The sequence below is a fragment of the Lysobacter sp. Root604 genome (assembly GCF_001427505.1).
Taxonomy (GTDB): Bacteria; Pseudomonadota; Gammaproteobacteria; order Xanthomonadales; family Xanthomonadaceae; genus Lysobacter.
Map to the genome: position 1 here is coordinate 1 of NZ_LMGS01000015.1, position 16655 is coordinate 16655.

Genomic DNA, 16655 nt, shown 5'->3' on the forward strand with positions numbered 1-16655 from the left:
CACCTTGGTCAGCGCTGCGGTCAGCGTGGTCTTGCCGTGGTCCACGTGGCCGATGGTGCCCACGTTCACGTGCGGCTTGGTGCGCTCGAATTTACCCTTAGCCATGATGTCTCTCTCAAAGTTCTGTGATTCGTGATTCGGGATTGGGGATTCGACGATCGAAGCCGCCCAATCCCTCTAACTAGACTTGCACTGGATCAGAGCCGGTACGGGCCCCGGAAGCAGGCGGAATCCGCTTTGCGAATCCCCGCCTCCGGATCCCGACCTGAATCAGCCGCCCTTCTTGATCACGGCTTCGGCGATGTTGTTCGGCGCCTCGGCGTAGTGATCGAATTCCATCGTGAAGGTGGCGCGGCCCTGGGTCAGCGAACGGATGGTGGTCGCGTAACCGAACATTTCGCCCAGCGGAACCATCGCGTTGATGGTCTTGCCCGACGGCGTGTCGTCCTGGCCCTGCAACAGGCCGCGACGGCGGCTCAAGTCGCCCATCACGTCGCCGACGTACTCTTCCGGCGTCACGACTTCGACCTTCATCATCGGCTCCAGCAGGACCGGATCGGCCTTGCGGAAGCCTTCCTTGAACGCCATGGACGCGGCCAGCTTGAACGCCATTTCCGACGAGTCGACGTCGTGGTACGAGCCGAACACCAGCTTGACCTTGACGCCCACGACCGGGAAGCCGGCCAGCGGACCGCTGGTGATGGTTTCGCGCAGGCCCTTCTCGATCGCCGGGATGAATTCCTTCGGAATCACGCCGCCGGTGATGTCGTTGACGAACAGGAAATCGTTCTCGACGTCCTCGTTGGCGCGGTCCTTCTCGTTCATCGGCGACAGCTCGATCACGACGTGACCGTACTGACCCTTACCGCCGGACTGCTTGGCGTGCTTGTAATCCGACTTGACATCCAACTTGCGGATCGTCTCGCGGTAGGCCACCTGCGGCTTGCCGACGTTGGCTTCGACGTTGAACTCGCGCTTCATGCGGTCGACGAGGATGTCCAGGTGCAGCTCGCCCATGCCGGCGATGATGGTCTGGCCCGATTCTTCGTCGGTGCGGACGCGGAACGAGGGATCTTCCTGCGCCAGACGGCCCAGGGCGATACCCATCTTTTCCTGGTCCGACTTGGTCTTCGGTTCGACCGCCATCGAGATGACGGGCTCCGGGAAGATCATGCGCTCGAGGGTGATGATGTGATCCTGCGCGCACAGCGTGTCGCCGGTGGTCACGTCCTTCAGGCCCACGGCCGCGGCGATGTCGCCGGCGCGGACTTCCTTGATTTCGTCGCGCTGGTTGGCGTGCATCTGCAGGATGCGGCCGACGCGTTCCTTCTTCGACTTGACCGGGTTGTACACCTGGTCGCCCGAATTCAGCACGCCCGAGTAGACGCGGAAGAAGGTCAGCGAACCCACGAACGGGTCGGTCATGATCTTGAACGCCAGCGCCGAGAACGGCTCGGTGTCGGACGCCTTGCGGCTGTCTTCCTTCTCGTCCTCGTCGATGCCCGGAACCGGCGGACGGTCGGACGGCGACGGCAGCAGGTTGATCACGCCGTCGAGCATGGCCTGCACGCCCTTGTTCTTGAACGCCGAGCCGCAGAACACCGGCACGATCTCGACGCGCAGGGTGCGCGCGCGCAGACCGGCGATGATCTCTTCCTCGGTCAGCTCGCCCTCGTTGAGGTACTTGTCCATGAGCTCTTCCGAGGCTTCCGCCGCGGCTTCGACCATGAACGCGCGCGCTTCCTCGGCCTTCGACTGCAGGTCGGCCGGGATGTCGCGGTACTCGAACTTGGTGCCCTGCGACGCGACGTCCCAATGGATCGCCTTCATCTTGAGCAGATCGACCACGCCCTCGAAGCCTTCTTCGGCGCCGATCGGCACCTGCATCGGCACGGCGTAGGCGCCCAGACGGGCCTTCAGCTGCTCAACGACCTTGTCGAAGTTGGCGCCGGTGCGGTCCATCTTGTTGACGAACGCCATGCGCGGCACGGAGTACTTGTTGGCCTGGCGCCACACGGTCTCCGACTGCGGCTGCACGCCGCCCACGGCGCACAGCACGAACACCGCGCCGTCGAGCACGCGCAGCGAGCGCTCGACTTCGATGGTGAAGTCGACGTGTCCGGGGGTATCGATGATGTTGAAGCGGTGTTCCGGCAGGGACTTGTCCATGCCCTTCCAGAACGCGGTGGTCGCGGCGGAAGTGATGGTGATGCCGCGTTCCTGCTCCTGCTCCATCCAGTCCATCGTCGCGGCACCTTCGTGCACTTCGCCGATCTTGTGGCTGACGCCGGTGTAGAAAAGGATGCGTTCGGACGTCGTGGTTTTGCCCGCGTCGATGTGGGCCATGATGCCGAAGTTGCGGTAACGCTCGATGGGAGTGGTGCGAGCCACGGGACCCTCTCGTAAGTTTTCGAATTCCAGATGGCCGGACGCCGCCTCGTGGGCGGCCTCCGGTTCGCTAGGCGGCCATTACGCCGCCGCGGCAGCGCGCGACGCGCTGCTGAGGCCCGGGCACTCAGGTGCCCTGGGGCGCTCTGATCACCAGCGGTAGTGGGCGAACGCCTTGTTCGCTTCCGCCATACGGTGGGTTTCTTCGCGCTTCTTGATCGCGCCGCCGCGGTTTTCCGAGGCGTCGAGCAGTTCGGCGGCGAGCTTGCGCGGCATGGTGTTCTCGCCGCGCTTGCGCGCCGACTCGATCAGCCAACGCATCGCCAGGGCCATACGGCGCGACGAACGCACTTCGACCGGCACCTGGTAGGTGGCGCCGCCGACGCGACGCGACTTCACTTCGACCGCGGGCGAGACGTTGCCGAGGGCCTTTTCGACCAGCTCGAGCGCGTTCGGGTTCTTCTCCCCGATCACGTCCATGGCGCCGTAGACGATCTTCTCGGCGACGGACTTCTTGCCGCTCTGCATGACCATATTGATGAAGCGCGCGATCGTCTCGCTGCCGTGCTTGGGATCGGGCAGGACCGAACGCTGCGGGGTGGAACCTTTACGCGACATGGTGCGTACCTATTCTCGTGATTCTTGACAGACGTGCTTGCGGGTTGCGGCGCCGAAGGGCGCGCGCCTGGGCAGCTACGCGCTTAGGACTTCGGACGCTTCGCGCCGTACTTGGAACGGCTCTGGCGACGCTTGGCGACACCGGCGGCGTCGAGCGAGCCGCGAACGGTGTGGTAGCGCACGCCCGGCAGGTCCTTGACTCGGCCGCCGCGGATCAGCACCACGCTGTGCTCCTGCAGGTTGTGGCCTTCGCCGCCGATGTACGAGATGACCTCGTAACCGTTGGTCAGACGAACCTTGGCCACCTTACGCAGCGCCGAGTTCGGCTTCTTCGGGGTGGTGGTGTACACGCGGGTGCAAACGCCGCGACGCTGCGGGCAGTTCGCGAGCGCCGGCGAGGCGCTCTTGTAGGTGGTCGCCTGCCGCGGCTTGCGGACGAGCTGATTGATCGTTGCCATCAGGAACTCTTTGGTGAGGGGCGGTGAGGCCACTACGTTGAGAAGCAAACGGCAAGCCGGCAAAACCGGCCCACCGAGACGAAAAAGTATAGCCCGCGTTCGACGTTACCGTCAACGCGAGCTATCGGAACAGCCGCCCGCCGCGGGGTTTCCGCGTGGCACAGCCGTTCTACTACCTGCGATCCCGCCCTACCCTGGGCCGAACACGAGGCGCTCCATGCGCCTCTTTTCGTGATCTGGGACGTCCCGAGGGACAGTCCGAACTCCTAACTATACGTTACTTGGTGCCGCCTTGCCAGCACCTACCCGCCGCCGCCCTCCCCCGCGTACGGGGAAGGGTCGGGGCGCGGGTCCAGGCCTCAGGAGGCGCTGGACTCGTCGCCGGCCGGCGCCGCGACCTCGGCCTCGACGGCCGCCGGGGCCGGAGCCTCGACCGCCACCGCAACCGGGCCGGACAGCGCCTCCATCTCCGAGTCGGTCAGACCCGAGGCGTTCTTGCGGCGCTGGGTGTGGTACGCCAGGCCGGTACCGGCCGGGATCAGGCGACCCACGATCACGTTTTCCTTCAGACCGCGCAGGCCGTCGCGGGTACCGCGCACGGCGGCCTCGGTCAGGACGCGGGTGGTCTCCTGGAACGACGCGGCCGAGATGAACGACTCGGTCGCCAGCGAGGCCTTGGTGATGCCCAGCAGGACCGGGTCGTACTTGGCCGGGATCTCGTTGCGGGCCAGCAGGCGGGCGTTCTCCTCGACGAAGCGCTGACGCTCGATCTGCTCGCCGTGCAGGAACTTGCTGCCGCCCTGGTCGGTGATTTCGACCTTGCGCAGCATCTGACGGACGATCACTTCGATGTGCTTGTCGTTGATCTTCACGCCCTGCAGGCGGTAGACGTCCTGGATTTCCTTGGTCAGGTACACGGCCAGGGGCTCCACACCGAGCAGGCGCAGGATGTCCTGCGGGCTCGGCTCGCCGTCCACCACGGTCTCGCCCTTCTCCACGTGCTCGCCTTCGAACACGATGATCTGGCGGTACTTCGGGATCAGCTCTTCGTGCTCGTTGCCGTCGGTGTCCTTGATGATCAGGCGCTGCTTGCCCTTGGTGTCCTTACCGAACGAGACGATGCCCGAACGCTCGGCCAGCACGGCCGGGTCCTTGGGCTTGCGCGCCTCGAACAGGTCGGCCACGCGCGGCAGACCGCCGGTGATGTCGCGGGTCTTGGAGGCTTCCTGCGGGATCTTGGCGACCACGTCGCCCACGCCCACCGGGGCGCCGTCCTGCAGGTTGACGATCGAACGCGGCGGCAGCAGGTACTGCGCCGGCAGATCGGTACCCGGGATCGACAGGTCCTTGCCGTTCTTGTCGACGATGCGCACGACCGGACGCAGGTCCTTGCCCTGCGAGCCGCGACGCTTCGGATCGGTGATCTCGCGCGAAGCCAGGCCGGTCAGGTCGTCGGTCTTCTCGATGACGGTCACGCCGTCGACGAAATCGACGAAGCGGATGAAGCCCGCCACTTCCGACACGATCGGGTGGTTATGCGGATCCCAGTTCGCGACCTGCTGGCCGGCCTTGATCTCGGCGGCGTCCTTGACGCTGATGGTGGCGCCGTAGGGCAGCTTGTAGCGCTCGCGCTCGCGACCGTGCGGATCGAGGACCGACAGTTCGCCCGAGCGCGACACCGCGACCAGGTGGCCGTTGGCGTGCGCGACGTGCTTGAGGTTGTTGAACTTGATCGAACCGGTGGTCTTGACCGTGACGTTGTCGATCGCCGCCGCTCGCGAAGCCGCGCCGCCGATGTGGAACGTACGCATGGTCAGCTGCGTGCCGGGCTCGCCGATCGACTGCGCGGCGACGACGCCGACCGCTTCGCCGTGGTTGACCAGGTGGCCGCGGCCGAGGTCGCGACCGTAGCAGTTGGCGCACACGCCGAAGCTGCTGGAGCAGGTGATCGTCGAGCGGACCTTGATCGACTGGACGCTGGCCTCTTCGAGCTTGGCCACCCAAGCCTCGTCGAGCAGGGTGTTGCGGGTGACGATCGGATCCTCGTCGTTGCCCGGCAGGAACACGTCCTCGGCCACGACACGACCCAGCACGCGGTCGCGCAGCGGCTCGACCACGTCGCCGCCTTCGACGATCGGGGTCATCATCAGACCCTCGAGCGTGCCGCAATCGTCTTCGGTGATCACCACGTCCTGCGCCACGTCGACCAGACGACGGGTCAGGTAACCCGAGTTCGCGGTCTTGAGCGCGGTATCGGCCAGACCCTTACGGGCACCGTGCGTGGAGTTGAAGTACTCCTGCACGTTCAGGCCTTCGCGGAAGTTCGCCTTGATGGGCGTCTCGATGATCGAGCCGTCCGGACGCGCCATCAGGCCGCGCATACCGGCCAGCTGACGGATCTGCGCCTGCGAACCGCGGGCGCCCGAGTCGGCCATGATGTACAGCGAGTTCATCGACTTCTGATCGACGGCCTCGCCCTTGGCGTTGGTGATGTGATCGGTGCCGATCGCGTCCATCATCGCCTTGGCGACGCGTTCGTTGGTGCGCGACCAGATGTCGACGACCTTGTTGTAGCGCTCGCCGGCGGTGACCAGGCCCGACTGGTACTGCTGCTGGATTTCCAACACTTCCCCTTCGGCCTCGGCGACGATGCCTTCCTTTTCCTTCGGGATGATCATGTCGTCGATGCCGATCGAGACGCCGGCGCGGGTCGCGTAGGCGAAGCCGGTGTACATCAGCTTGTCGGCGAACACGACCGTGTCCTTCAGGCCCAGCATGCGGTAGCAGCTGTTGATCAGGCGGGAGATGTTCTTCTTGGTCAGCTCGGTGTTGGCCAGCGCGAACGGCAGGCCGTCCGGCAGGATCTCGCGCAGCAGGGCACGGCCGACGGTGGTGTCGACGATCGAGGTCTTCGGCGTGCGGGTGCCGTCCTCGTTGACCACGGTCTCGCTGATGCGGACCTTGACCTTGGCGTGGATCTGCACGACGCGGTTGTCGTAGGCGCGCTTGACTTCGGCCACGTTGGCGAACGCCATGCCCTCGCCCATCTTGTTCTCGAGGGCGCGGGTCATGTAGTACAGGCCGAGCACGACGTCCTGCGACGGCACGATGATCGGCTCGCCGTTGGCGGGCGACAGGATGTTGTTCGACGCCATCATCAGGGCGCGCGCTTCCAGCTGGGCCTCGAGGCTCAGCGGGACGTGTACGGCCATCTGGTCGCCGTCGAAGTCGGCGTTGAACGCGGTACAGACCAGCGGGTGCAGCTGGATGGCCTTACCTTCGATCAGGACCGGCTCGAACGCCTGGATGCCCAGACGGTGCAGGGTCGGGGCGCGGTTCAGCAGCACCGGGTGCTCGCGGATCACCTCTTCGAGGATGTCCCACACCTCGGCCTCTTCGCGCTCGACCAGCTTCTTGGCGGCCTTGATCGTGGTGGCCAGGCCGCGACGCTGCAGCTTGGCGAAGATGAAGGGCTTGAACAGCTCCAGCGCCATCTTCTTCGGCAGGCCACACTCGTGCAGACGCAGGGTCGGGCCGACCACGATGACCGAACGGCCCGAGTAGTCCACGCGCTTGCCGAGCAGGTTCTGACGGAACCGGCCCTGCTTGCCCTTGATCATGTCGGCCAGCGACTTGAGCGGGCGCTTGTTGGTGCCGGTGATGGCGCGGCCGCGACGGCCGTTGTCCATCAAGGCGTCGACCGACTCCTGCAGCATGCGCTTCTCGTTGCGCACGATGATGTCGGGCGCATTGAGCTCGAGCAGGCGGCGCAGACGGTTGTTGCGGTTGATGACGCGGCGGTACAGGTCGTTCAGGTCGGAGGTCGCGAAGCGGCCGCCGTCCAGCGGGACCAGCGGACGCAGGTCCGGCGGCAGCACCGGCAGCACGGTCATGACCATCCACTCGGGGCGGTTGCCCGACTCGAGGAAGGCTTCGACCAGCTTGATGCGCTTGGTGAGGCGCTTGAGCTTGGTTTCGCTGTTGGTCGAGGCGATCTCTTCCTTCAGCTGGATCATCTCGGCCTGGAGGTCGATCGTGCGCAGCAGGTCGTAGACCGCCTCGGCGCCCATCGCGGCCTCGAAGTCGTCGCCGTGCTCCTGACGCGCCTGCAGGAACTGCTCTTCGGTCAGCAGATTGCCGCGCTCAAGCGGGGTCAGACCCGGCTCGGTGACGACATAGGCTTCGAAGTACAGGATGCGCTCGATGTCGCGCAGGGTCATGTCCAGCATCAGGCCGATGCGCGACGGCAGCGACTTGAGGAACCAGATGTGGGCGACCGGCGAAGCCAGGTCGATATGACCCATGCGCTCGCGACGGACCTTGGCCAGGGTGACCTCGGTACCGCACTTCTCGCAGACCACGCCACGGTGCTTCATGCGCTTGTACTTGCCGCACAGGCACTCGTAGTCCTTGATCGGTCCGAAGATCGCGGCGCAGAACAGGCCGTCGCGCTCGGGCTTGAAGGTACGGTAGTTGATGGTTTCCGGCTTCTTCACTTCGCCGAACGACCACGAACGGATCAGGTCGGGCGAAGCCAGCGCGATCTTGATCGCGTCGAAGTCCAGCGCGGGGCGCTGCTGGTTGAAGAGATTGAGCAAGTCTTTCATGTGTGACTCCGGGATTCGGGATTAGAGATTTGAGATTCGTTAAAGCGGGGACTCGATGGATCGGGACGGCCGGCCTAAGCCTTTGCCAATCCCGAATCCCGAATCCCCAATCACTGCTTCTCAGTTCTCTTCCAGCTCCATGTTGATCGCGAGCGAGCGGATTTCCTTCACCAGCACGTTGAAGGACTCCGGCATGCCGGCGACCATCTCGTATTCGCCGTCGACGATGTTCTTGTACATCTGGTTGCGGCCCTGCACGTCGTCGGACTTCACCGTCAGCATTTCCTGCAGGGTGTAGGCCGCGCCGTAGGCTTCCAGCGCCCAGACTTCCATTTCGCCGAAACGCTGGCCGCCGAACTGCGCCTTGCCGCCCAGCGGCTGCTGGGTGACGAGCGAGTACGGACCGGTCGAACGCGCGTGCATCTTGTCGTCGACGAGGTGGTTCAGCTTCAGCATGTGCATGTAGCCGATGGTGACCGGACGCTCGAACGCCTCGCCGGTACGACCGTCGTGCAGGATGGTCTGACCGCTGCTCGGCAGTTCGGCCAGTTCCAGCATGCGCTTGATCTCGACTTCGGCCGCGCCATCGAACACCGGCGTCGCCATCGGCACGCCGTCGGTCAGGTTGTGGGCCAGCGTCAACAGCTCTTCGTCGCTGAACTGCTTCAGATCGACGCGCTGACCGTGCACCTTCTGGTCGTGGTTGTAGATATCGTCGAGGAACTTGCGCAGCTCGGCGATCTTCTGCTGAGCCTCCAGCATGCGCTGGATCTTCTGACCCAGGCCCTTGGCGGCCCAGCCCAGATGCACCTCGAGGATCTGGCCGATGTTCATACGCGACGGCACGCCCAGCGGGTTCAGCACGATGTCGACGGTCTGGCCGTCGGCGGCGTACGGCATGTCCTCGACCGGAACGATGGTCGAGACCACGCCCTTGTTGCCGTGACGGCCGGCCATCTTGTCGCCCGGCTGGATGCGGCGCTTAACGGCCAGGAACACCTTCACCATCTTCAGCACGCCCGGCGCGAGGTCGTCGCCCTGGGTGATCTTCGAACGCTTGTCGGTGAAGCGGCGCTCGAATTCCTTCTCGTGGGTGTCGATCTGCTTCTGGGCGCGCTCGATGGCGTCGATCGCCTCGTCGTCCTTCATGCGCAGGGTGAACCACTCGGACTTCTTCAGCCCGGCCAGGAACGCCTCGGTGATGACGTCGCCCTTCTTCAGGCCGGCGCCGCCGTTGGCGACCTTGCCGACCAGCTGCGAGCGCAGGCGGGCATAGATCGCGCCTTCGAGGATGCGGAACTGGTCGTCGAAGTCCTTCTTGACGCGCTTGATCTCGGATTCCTCGATCTGGCGCGCGCGCTTGTCCTTCTCGATGCCGTCGCGGGTGAAGACCTGCACGTCGATGACGGTGCCGTCCATGCCCGGGGGCACGCGCAGCGAGCTGTCCTTAACGTCGGAGGCCTTTTCGCCGAAGATCGCGCGCAGCAGCTTCTCTTCCGGAGTCAGCTGCGACTCGCCCTTCGGCGTGACCTTGCCGACCAGGATGTCGCCGGCGCGCACTTCGGCGCCGATGTAGACCACGCCGGACTCGTCGAGGCGGTTCAGCGCCTGCTCGGAGACGTTCGGGATGTCGGCCGAGATTTCCTCCGGCCCCAGCTTGGTGTCGCGGGCGACGCAGGTCAGCTCTTCGATGTGGATCGTGGTGTAGCGATCCTCCTCGACCACGCGCTCGGAGAGCAGGATCGAGTCTTCGAAGTTGTAGCCGTTCCACGGCATGAACGCGACCAGCATGTTCTGGCCGAGCGCGAGCTCGCCGATGTCGGTCGAGGGACCGTCGGCCAACACGTCGCCGCGGGCGATCACGTTGCCCACCTTCACCAGAGGAGTCTGGTTGATACAGGTGTTCTGGTTCGAACGCGTGTACTTGATCAGGTTGTAGATGTCGACGCCGGCGTCGGTGACGTCGGTGATCTCGTCCTCGTTGACCTTGACCACGATGCGGCCGGCGTCGATCTGCTCGATCACGCCGCCACGCAGGGCGTTCACGGTCACGCCCGAGTCGCGCGCCACGGCGCGCTCGATGCCGGTGCCAACCAGCGGCTTCTGGCTACGCAGGGTCGGAACGGCCTGACGCTGCATGTTCGCGCCCATCAGCGCGCGGTTGGCGTCGTCGTGCTCGAGGAACGGGACCAGCGCCGCCGCGACCGACACGGTCTGCATCGGCGAGACGTCCATGTAGTGGATCTCGAGCGGCGGCTTCAGCAGCGACTCGCCCTGGTAGCGGCAGGCCACGAACTGGTCGGTCATCACGCCCTTGTCGTCCTGGGTCGCGTTGGCCTGGGCGATGACGTACTCGTTCTCTTCGATCGCCGACAGGAACTCGATGTCGTCGGTGACCTTGCCGTCCACGACCTTGCGGTACGGCGTCTCGAGGAAGCCGTACTTGTTGGTGCGGGCGAACACGGCCAGCGAGTTGATCAGGCCGATGTTCGGGCCTTCCGGCGTCTCGATGGTGCAGACGCGGCCGTAATGGGTCGGGTGCACGTCGCGCACTTCGAAGCCGGCGCGCTCGCGGGTCAGACCGCCCGGGCCGAGGGCCGACACGCGACGCTTGTGCGTGACTTCCGACAGCGGGTTGTTCTGGTCCATGAACTGCGACAGCTGCGAGGAGCCGAAGAACTCCTTGATCGCGGCGGCCACCGGCTTGGCGTTGATCAGCTCCTGCGGGGTCAGGCCTTCGGACTCGGCCATCGACAGGCGCTCCTTGACCGCGCGCTCGACGCGGACCAGGCCCACGCGGAACACGTTCTCGGCCATTTCGCCGACCGAACGCACGCGGCGGTTGCCCAGGTGGTCGATGTCGTCGACGGTGCCGCGACCGTTGCGGATCTCGGTCAGGACGCGGATCACGTCCAGGATGTCGGAGCTATCGCCCAGCTCGTTGCGCAGGCGCGCGGACTCTTCGTCCTTACGCTCGGCGAAGTACTTGGCGTCGTACAGCACCGAAGCGCCGGTGGTTTCCTTGCGGCCGATGCGGCGGTTGAACTTCATCCGGCCGACGCCCGACAGGTCGTAGCGCTCGAAGGTGAAGAACAGGTTGTGGAACAGGTTCTGCGCGGCGTCCTTGGTCGGCGGCTCGCCCGGACGCATCATGCGGTAGATCTCGACCAGCGCTTCCAGCTGCGTCTTGGACGGATCGATGCGCAGGGTGTTGGACAGGTACGGGCCGCGGTCGAGGTCGTTGACCCAGATCGTGCCGACGCTGTCGATACCGGCCTTGCGGAACGCGGCCAGCTGGTCGTCGCTGATTTCGTCGTTGGCCGAGGCCAGCAGCTCGCCGGTCTTGGCGTCGACGACGTCGTTGGACAGGATGCGGCCGACCAGGTACTCGTCCGGCACGGCCAGGGCGGCGACGCCGGCCTGCTCGAGCTGCTTGACGTGGCGCGCGGTGATGCGGCGGCCGGCCTCGACGATGACCTTGTCGCCGTCGGCGAGGTCGAAGTTGAGGGTCTCGCCGCGCAGGCGCTCGGGGATCAGCTCGAGCTGGACGCCTTCCTTCGGGTCGATGTGGAAGGTGTTGATCTCGAAGAACTGCGCGAGCATCTCTTCGTTGTTGTAGCCCAGCGCGCGCAGCAGCACGGTGACCGGCAGCTTGCGGCGGCGGTCGATACGGGTGAACAGCGCGTCCTTCGGGTCGAACTCGAAGTCCAGCCAGGAGCCGCGGTAGGGGATGATGCGGGCGCTGTACAGCAGCTTGCCCGAGCTGTGGGTCTTGCCGCGGTCGTGATCGAAGAACACGCCCGGCGAACGGTGCAGCTGCGAGACGATGACGCGCTCGGTGCCGTTGACGATGAAGGTGCCGTTGTCGGTCATGAGCGGAATCTCGCCCATGTAGACCTCCTGCTCCTTCACGTACTTGATGGCCTTGGTCGACGACTCGCGGTCGTAGATCACCAGGCGCACGGTCACGCGCAGCGGGGCGCCGTAGCTGAGGCCGCGGTTACGGCACTCGCGCTCGTCGAACGCCGGATCGCCAAGCTTGTAGCCGACGTATTCGAGCGCGGCGTTGCCGCTGTAGCTGGAGATCGGGAACACCGACTTCAGGGCCGCATGCAGGCCGCGATCGGCGCGCTTGCTCGGCTCGGTGTTCTCCTGCAGGAATTCGCGGTAGGAGTCGACCTGGATGGCCAGCAGGAAAGGCACTTCGAGAATCGACTTGCGCTTGCCGAAGTCCTTGCGGATGCGCTTCTTTTCGGTGAACGAGTACGTCATGGTGAGCTACCGCCTCGGTTTTCTGGTGGGCTTTCGATACGCCGTTGCGGCGTCTCGGGCAGATCGCGCGTCCGCGACCGCAAACCCAGAGGGAACGAAGAACTGACAGTGGGAAGTCGCTGGTATTGCCGGCACCAGCACGCCTTCTCCCGCTACTTCCGACTGCCAACTCGGGACTTTGTTTCCGATATTCCAACAACGGCCAAAGGCCGGGGACTTTCGTCCCCAGCCTCAGGTGGTCGCCATGATGAATCCGGCGACGCGATGCAACTTACTTCACTTCGACGGTCGCGCCAGCGGCCTCGAGGTCCTTCTTCATCTTCTCGGACTCTTCCTTCGAAGCGGCTTCCTTCACGGTCTGCGGAGCGCCTTCGACCAGGTCCTTCGCTTCCTTCAGGCCCAGGCCGGTGATGGCACGGACGGCCTTGATGACCTCGACCTTCTTCTCGCCGGCGGCCTTCAGGATGACGTTGAACTCGGTCTGCTCTTCGACCGGGGCGGCAGCGACGGCCGGGCCGGCCGAAGCGACGATCGGGGCAGCGGCGGAGACGCCGAACTTCTCTTCGATCGCCTTGACCAGCTCCATCACTTCGAGAAGGGTCTTCTCGGCGATGGCGTCGACGATCTGTTCGTTGGACAGGGACATGTGATTAACCTTTTAGGAAATTAAACGAATCGGTTCAGTAGGTATTCGCTGAGCGAACGGCGATTACGCCGTTTCCGCCACGGCTTCGGCCGGTTCGGCTTCGCCGCCGCCTTGCTTGTCGGCCACGGCCTTGACGGCGCGGGCGAACATGCTTGCGGGTTCGGCGAGGACGCGCGCCAGCATGGCCAGGGCCTGCTCGCGGGTCGGCAACGAGGCCAGCACTTCGACGTGGCTGCCCGGGTACAGCTGGCCGCCCATGGCGACCACCTTGGCCTGCAGCTTGTCGTTGCCCTTGGCGAATTCCTTGATCAGACGCCCGGCAGCGCCGGGTTCTTCCGTCGAGAACGCGTACAGCAGCGGACCGACGAGGGCGTCTTGCGCGCACTCGTATTCGGTACCCGCCACGGCGCGGGAAGCCAGGGTGTTCTTGACGACACGCAAGTACACACCGGTTTCACGAGCCTTCTTGCGCATGGCGGTCATCTGAGCGACCGTCGTGCCCGCGTACTCGGCAGCAACCAAGGAGTGAGCCTTCGCGGCGACTTCTGCCAGCTCGGCGACTACTTCTTGCTTCTGAGACAGATTAAGAGCCATAAACACTCCTCTTGTGAACTCCGCTCACGGCTCCTGCCGCTTGCGGTCCTGAGCGGCACCTGTCCTTGGCGCCGGGGACGCCTGGGGCGTCCCGGGTGGTGGCCTTTCCTGAAAGGTTTCAGTAGGGCGGCACCATCTGCGCGGGCCCGGCTCCGAAGAGTCCGAATTAAGCGATCCCGCTAGTACCGACGGCGACTCCTTGCCAAACCGAGCTTCCGTGCCCGTCGTCGATACGCGCTGACCGCGCCTGCGGTCTTTGACGGCTTCGTTCGGGGACTGGCCCCTGGCGATGCCCTCAAAAATCTAGGAGTGAGACGAGAGCAGCGAGAAACGAGTAGGAGCGAACTTGGCTTTTCGCTCACTCCTCACTTCCCCGCACTCACTCCTATCTGTTTCTTACTTGAGCGCCAGCGAAGCCTGGTCCACGGTCACGCCGGGGCCCATGGTCGAGCTGATCGAGATCTTCTGCAGGTACTGACCCTTGGCGGTCGACGGCTTGGCCTTGATCAGGTCCAGCAGCAGCGCCTGCAGGTTGTCCTTCAGCGAGGCGTCTTCGAACGAGGCCTTGCCGATGGTGCAGTGGATGATGCCGGCCTTGTCGGTGCGGTAACGCACCTGGCCGCCCTTGGCGTTCTTGACCGCTTCGGCCGGGTTCGGCGAGACGGTGCCGACCTTCGGGTTCGGCATCAGGCCGCGCGGGCCCAGCACCTGGCCGAGCTTACCGACCACGCGCATGGCGTCCGGCGTCGCGATGACGACGTCGTAGTTGAGGTCGCCGGCCTGCATCTTCTCGGCCAGGTCGTCCATACCGACGGCCTCGGCGCCAGCGGCCAGGGCCTCGTCGGCCTTGGCGCCCGCGGGGGCGAACACCGCCACGCGCACGGACTTGCCGGTACCGGCCGGCAGCACGGTCGAACCGCGCACCTGCTGGTCGGACTTCTTCGCGTCCACGCCCAGACGGACGGCGACGTCGACGGACTCGACGAACTTGGCCTTGGTCGCGGTCTTCACGATCTTGATGGCCTCGTCGAAGGCGTAAGCCTTACCCGGGACCACGGCGGCCTTGATTGCTTTTTCGCGCTTGCTGATCGCCATGTCTTAGCCCTCCACCACGAGACCCATGCTGCGGGCCGAACCCGCAATCGTCTTCACCGCCGCTTCCAGGTCGGCCGCCGTCAGGTCGGCTTCCTTCGCCTTGGCGATGTCCTCGAGCTGCTTACGGGTAACCTTGCCGACCTTCTCGGTGTTCGGGCGCTTGGAGCCCGAGCTGATGCCGGCGGCCTTCTTCAGCAGCACCGAAGCCGGGGTGCTCTTGGTGATGAAGGTGAAGGTACGGTCGGAGTACGCGGTGATGATCACCGGGGTCGGAAGACCCGGCTCCAGCTTGGAGGTCGCGGCGTTGAACGCCTTGCAGAACTCCATGATGTTCAGACCGCGCTGACCGAGGGCGGGGCCCACCGGCGGCGACGGATTGGCCTGACCGGCCTTCACCTGCAGCTTGATGTAACCAACTACTTTCTTAGCCATCTTCTTCTCTCCGGGTGCAAGCGCCTGGGACTCAGGCTCCCCATCGGACCGGGAATATCACGTGTCCCGGCTTCACGTTTTTTCAGACGCCGACAGCCGCCTTGCGGCGGCTGCGGTTTCCTGGTTCGGTGCGCGCCCTGGGCTGCGCAGCCGGAAAGTATAGCAGGCTTTCCGGAACCCTGCTGGAGGGCTCCGGAGCCCCGGTCAGGCCTTCTCGACCTGGCCGAACTCGAGCTCGACCGGGGTCGAGCGGCCGAAAATCAGCACCGCCACGCGCAGGCGGCTCTTGTCGTAGTTGATTTCCTCGACCACGCCGTTGAAGTCCACGAACGGGCCGTCGATGACGCGGACCATCTCGCCGGGCTCGAACAGGACCTTGGGCTTGGGCTTCTCGACGCCGTCCTGAACGCGCTGCAGGATCATGTCCGCCTCGCGGTCCTGGATCGGCAGCGGACGGTCGGCGGTGCCGCCGATGAAGCCCATGACCTTCGGGGTTTCCTTGATCAGGTGCCAGCTCTCGCTGTCGATGCGCGGGATGCCGGCTTCGTCGTGGGTGGCGATCTGGACCAGCACGTAGCCCGGGAAGAACTTGCGCTCGGAACGGCGCTTCTGGCCGGAGCGCATCTCGACCACTTCCTCGGTCGGAACCAGGACGTCGCCGAAGCGCTCCTGCATCTCGAAACGCACGATGCGATCGCGCAGCGCCTGCGCCACCGACTTCTCGAAGCCGGAGTAGGCGTGAACGACGTACCAGCGCTTATGTACTTCGGTCATTGCCTCAGTGCCCCAAAATCAGTTTGACCAGTTCGGCGATGATCAGATCGAAGCCGGCCAGGATCAGGCTGAGGATCGCGACCGCGATCATCACTACCCAGGTGGTGCGCATGGCTTCCTGGCGGGTCGGCCAGACCACCTTGCGCAGCTCGAAACGCGACTCGGACAGGAACTCGAGCGTCTGGTGGCCCTTGGCGCTGGTCAGGAACACGCCGATGCCGGCGACCAGACCGGCGACCACGACCAGCGCGCGCAGCGCGGTGGCCCAGTCGAACCAGTAGAACGCGAACACGCCGCCGGCGACCAGAAGCACCGCCAGGGCGTACTTGACGAAGTCGCCTGCGGACGCAGAACCGTGTTGTTCGACCTTGCTGTTCATCCGTTCCATCGCGGGGGCGCTTGCGCAGCCGCCTTCTTGGTGAAAGTCCGACCGCGGGGCCGGGCTTGCGCGGAGGGATCCGCATTGCCTAGGTGGCACGCCAGGAGGGACTCGAACCCCCAACCTGCGGTTTTGGAGACCGCTGCTCTGCCAATTGAGCTACTGGCGTATTGCTTCGAACCGGCCCGCGGGAGTCCCGCAAGACTCGGTTTCCTCTAAACAGCGAAGGCGGACCGTGCTTACCGGCCCGCCGTTCGCGGCTCGCGACGGCCTTGCGACCGTCGCTGAGATCTTACTTGATGATCTTCGCCACCACGCCGGCGCCGACCGTACGACCGCCTTCGCGGATCGCGAAGCGCAGGCCGTCGTCCATCGCCACCGGGTTGATCAGC

The 16655-nt window shown here is 65.0% G+C and carries 12 protein-coding genes, 1 tRNA gene and 1 pseudogene; all 14 read right to left on the reverse strand.

From position 1 onward, the window contains the following. Window positions 1-105: GTP-binding protein (locus tag ASD69_RS20855; RefSeq protein ID WP_082559638.1), on the reverse strand; the 105-nt coding region annotated here is incomplete at its 3' end. Between the two features lie 165 nt (window positions 106-270). Next, the gene (gene fusA, locus ASD69_RS20860; RefSeq protein ID WP_056183329.1) at window positions 271-2391 is read right to left on the reverse strand and encodes an elongation factor G; all 2121 of its coding nucleotides are present in this window, start codon (window positions 2389-2391) and stop codon (window positions 271-273) included. A 147-nt stretch (window positions 2392-2538) separates the two neighbouring features. Beyond that, entirely contained in the window at window positions 2539-3006 is a 468-nt protein-coding gene (rpsG, locus tag ASD69_RS20865; protein WP_055902462.1) for a 30S ribosomal protein S7, read from the reverse strand. An 83-nt stretch (window positions 3007-3089) separates the two neighbouring features. Beyond that, a complete protein-coding gene (rpsL, locus tag ASD69_RS20870; RefSeq protein WP_036115437.1) occupies window positions 3090-3464 on the reverse strand; it encodes a 30S ribosomal protein S12 in 375 nt (124 codons plus the stop codon). A 359-nt stretch (window positions 3465-3823) separates the two neighbouring features. Beyond that, window positions 3824-8071 carry a DNA-directed RNA polymerase subunit beta' gene (gene rpoC, locus ASD69_RS20875; protein ID WP_056183334.1) on the reverse strand — a complete coding sequence of 1416 codons (4248 nt, stop codon included), beginning with the start codon at window positions 8069-8071 and terminating at the stop codon, window positions 3824-3826. 120 nt (window positions 8072-8191) lie between these two features. Further along, a complete protein-coding gene (rpoB, locus tag ASD69_RS20880) occupies window positions 8192-12343 on the reverse strand; it encodes a DNA-directed RNA polymerase subunit beta (protein WP_056183340.1) in 4152 nt (1383 codons plus the stop codon). A 271-nt stretch (window positions 12344-12614) separates the two neighbouring features. Further along, on the reverse strand, window positions 12615-12989 hold the full coding sequence (gene rplL / locus ASD69_RS20885) for a 50S ribosomal protein L7/L12 (protein WP_056183343.1): 375 nt from the start codon (window positions 12987-12989) through the stop codon (window positions 12615-12617). Between the two features lie 63 nt (window positions 12990-13052). Then, window positions 13053-13583 (reverse strand): 50S ribosomal protein L10, encoded by a 531-nt coding sequence (rplJ, locus tag ASD69_RS20890; RefSeq protein WP_056183344.1) that lies wholly within the window; start codon window positions 13581-13583, stop codon window positions 13053-13055. Between the two features lie 396 nt (window positions 13584-13979). Then, window positions 13980-14678, reverse strand: coding sequence for a 50S ribosomal protein L1 (rplA, locus tag ASD69_RS20895; protein ID WP_055902452.1), 699 nt, complete (start codon window positions 14676-14678; stop codon window positions 13980-13982). Between the two features lie 3 nt (window positions 14679-14681). After that, window positions 14682-15110: a 50S ribosomal protein L11 gene (gene rplK / locus ASD69_RS20900; protein WP_055902450.1), complete on the reverse strand. Its 429-nt coding sequence runs from the start codon at window positions 15108-15110 to the stop codon at window positions 14682-14684. 204 nt (window positions 15111-15314) lie between these two features. Continuing rightward, the gene (gene nusG, locus ASD69_RS20905) at window positions 15315-15884 is read right to left on the reverse strand and encodes a transcription termination/antitermination protein NusG (RefSeq protein WP_056183347.1); all 570 of its coding nucleotides are present in this window, start codon (window positions 15882-15884) and stop codon (window positions 15315-15317) included. A gap of 4 nt (window positions 15885-15888) precedes the next feature. Then, window positions 15889-16263 carry a preprotein translocase subunit SecE gene (gene secE, locus ASD69_RS20910; RefSeq protein ID WP_056183348.1) on the reverse strand — a complete coding sequence of 125 codons (375 nt, stop codon included), beginning with the start codon at window positions 16261-16263 and terminating at the stop codon, window positions 15889-15891. A gap of 93 nt (window positions 16264-16356) precedes the next feature. Continuing rightward, window positions 16357-16432: transfer RNA gene (locus ASD69_RS20915), tRNA-Trp, on the reverse strand. A gap of 123 nt (window positions 16433-16555) precedes the next feature. Further along, window positions 16556-16655 (reverse strand): annotated as a pseudogene (locus ASD69_RS21590) (elongation factor Tu); the annotation flags it as partial.